2 protein-coding genes are annotated in these 2,361 nt (G+C 57.9%); one reads left to right on the top strand and one right to left on the bottom strand.

The window, feature by feature from the left end; all coding sequences use genetic code 11:
• Positions 1–868 precede the first annotated feature (868 nt).
• On the top strand, positions 869–1,450 hold the full coding sequence (locus EOA85_RS39570; protein WP_245486237.1) for a VanZ family protein: 582 nt from the start codon (positions 869–871) through the stop codon (positions 1,448–1,450).
• 663 nt (positions 1,451–2,113) lie between these two features.
• On the opposite strand, the gene EOA85_RS32935 is transcribed toward EOA85_RS39570, so the two are convergent.
• Positions 2,114–2,361, bottom strand: a 248-nt coding sequence (locus EOA85_RS32935; protein WP_127212496.1) for a DUF1236 domain-containing protein, incomplete at its 5' end; no start/stop codon positions are given.

Here is a 2,361-nt window from a genome sequence, read left to right as displayed (position 1 = left end):
ACTTCACTAAGCTGACCGGCTAGCGCTTCTCCTTCGGCGTGATCTCTTCGATCTGAACCTTCTCGCCGATCTCGCCATAGCTTCCGCCTTGGCCTTGTCCTTCGTGGTCAGCACCGTTCGCCAGTGCGGTTTCTCGAAGACACTCACGATGTAAGTTGTCGCCGGCTTGTCGGCCATCGCGCTAACACGGCTGGATAGGAACATACTCCAAGCACGGTACTTCCGCGATCACGCCATATCCACGGTCGCAAGCTCTGTTAGCTTCTTGGTGCGGCGGACCCCAATCCGCCAGGCCGGCGCCCTACAGGCAATCTACCCCAACGCCCCCCAAGCGGCGCCGGCCACCTTCCTGGGAGCCACGATCAGCCGTTCATCCCCGGAATTTTTTCCGTGAGCCAGTGGATTCTTGCCGTCCGGGCTCGTCAAGATCGGCTGTCGAATCTTCCACGACTGAAGTGAGATTCGATGAGTGACGAGCTGATCCGCCTTGCAAGTGCAATGGAGCCCGTCACGCGCCCTGGCATCAGCACCATAGGTGCGAGCATTGGCTGCGGGAAGAATGCAGGATGGGCTTTTGCGAAGCCGAGGCAGACGCCCCACTGGTTCTGTTTCGAGCACCGTGCCGAGGGGAGCGTTTTGCTCTGACTAGAGCTCCTAGCCGGCTGGTAAGGACCCCAGTCCGAAGGGGAATAGCATCTTGCCCTCCTTTGGCCGCAGCTTCAAAGCTTTCATCTATTCGGCTGATGCGCCGATCCGCTGGAAATTGACAATCTGCCCCAGCTCTAGACCGCTTCGTGCTGGCAGTGGCCTCTGCAAACTTCGGATGAAGGGCTGACCTATATTGTTGCGCGCAGGCTCATATCCGATCGTGGCAAGGGTTGCTTTCCTTGCCGCGTTGGCCGGCGTTCTCCTGCTGCTCGCCCTTTTTCCGGCGTGGCTCCTGCAGAATTTGGGAGTGAGCTTCACGCATCATGGCAAGCTCATCCACGCCGCCGCATTCACCGTTTTGGCGGCCTTGGCAAGTCTTGGCTGGACGAAACACAAGGCAAAGCTGATTGTTCTCCTCGCTTTTTCGGGCGTGGCGATTGAAGTTGTTCAGGGCGCGCAACTGATAGGGCGCGGTCCGGATGTATTCGACTGGATTGCCGACTGTGCTGGGATGGCCTGCGGGATCACAATCGCAAGCTGGACAAAGTGGCACCGGGTGAGAAATCCGCCGAAACGACCCGGCGAATATCCCGATCGCGAGATCGATTGTCAGAAGGCCATGGAGCCAGGCTTTCAGGCGATCGTCGATTGCATGCTGGAAGCGGGCTGGGCCCGTGGAGAGATCATGCGCTCGCTACGCCGGCTGATCTCCGCAGACAACATGACGCAAAAGGAAAATGCCAAGCTCGAGGCGCAGCTTGCGATCGCACGCGCAATGAGCCGCGTCGGCCGGCCTCTCTAGGATCGCAACTCAATGAATTGCCTACAGACAATGGCCGAAATGGCGGCGAGCCTGCGCAATCAGACAGAGCGTTGAAGGCCGCCACATTTGGCCGGAAATCGTGTTGGTCAGGGTTTCTGGGAGGAATTCTCGATGACTCACTCTTTTCCCACAGTCACGGTAGAAACAGTCGCCGAAGTCTACGTTCTTTCCATAGGCAAGGCCCGCTTCCTATCGATCGCACAGGCAATCTGCGCCCTTCGGAAACTCATGCCGGCTTGCAACGCAACCGACCACGAGTTGGAAGAGATATTGGCGGCAGCGTGCGTGATTCACAGCGTGCCCGTAGCTTTCGACGCCAAAACAGCCGATGGCGCATGGCTCCATTCGTAGGGCCGGAGATGCCCGCGCAAGCGCAGTGGCCTGCCGCATCGGATGATAACGAGGGATTGTTCGCTAAACCGCAAGATAACGACCGAAGTGGAAAGAAACTGCCGGAGAGAAATTACGGTAGGCTGATTGCGTGGGCTGTGTTAATCGGCCTCGGCTTGACTGTAGCTGGCATGTGTTCCGAGTTGTTGCTTTCTTTCTCGCCGTCATCACCGGCAACTTCGCTCCATAAGCTGATCAAAAAAAGCCCGCCGCACCTTTCGGCGCGGCGGGCTGTCCTCCCAGTCGCTTTGGTCATTCAATTATTTTGATGATCTTGCGAGTGCCGGGGTCAACGACAACGGTCCGGTTGTCGACGACAACGGTGCGGTATTTTGTGTCGGGGACTTCATGAAGCTCGACCGTCTCGGGCAGGGTTGAGCCGATATTGAGCTCCACTCCAGGGATTTTCACTGAGGCGAGCGGCTGCTTTTTCACGTACTCCCTGATGACCGTCTCCTGTTCAGGCTCGATGACTACGTCCTGAGCGGCAGCAGCACCAA

Source organism: Mesorhizobium sp. M5C.F.Ca.IN.020.29.1.1 (assembly GCF_003997375.1).
GTDB classification, from domain to species: Bacteria; Pseudomonadota; Alphaproteobacteria; order Rhizobiales; family Rhizobiaceae; genus Mesorhizobium; species Mesorhizobium wenxiniae.
This window is presented reverse-complemented; position numbering and strand designations above follow the sequence as displayed.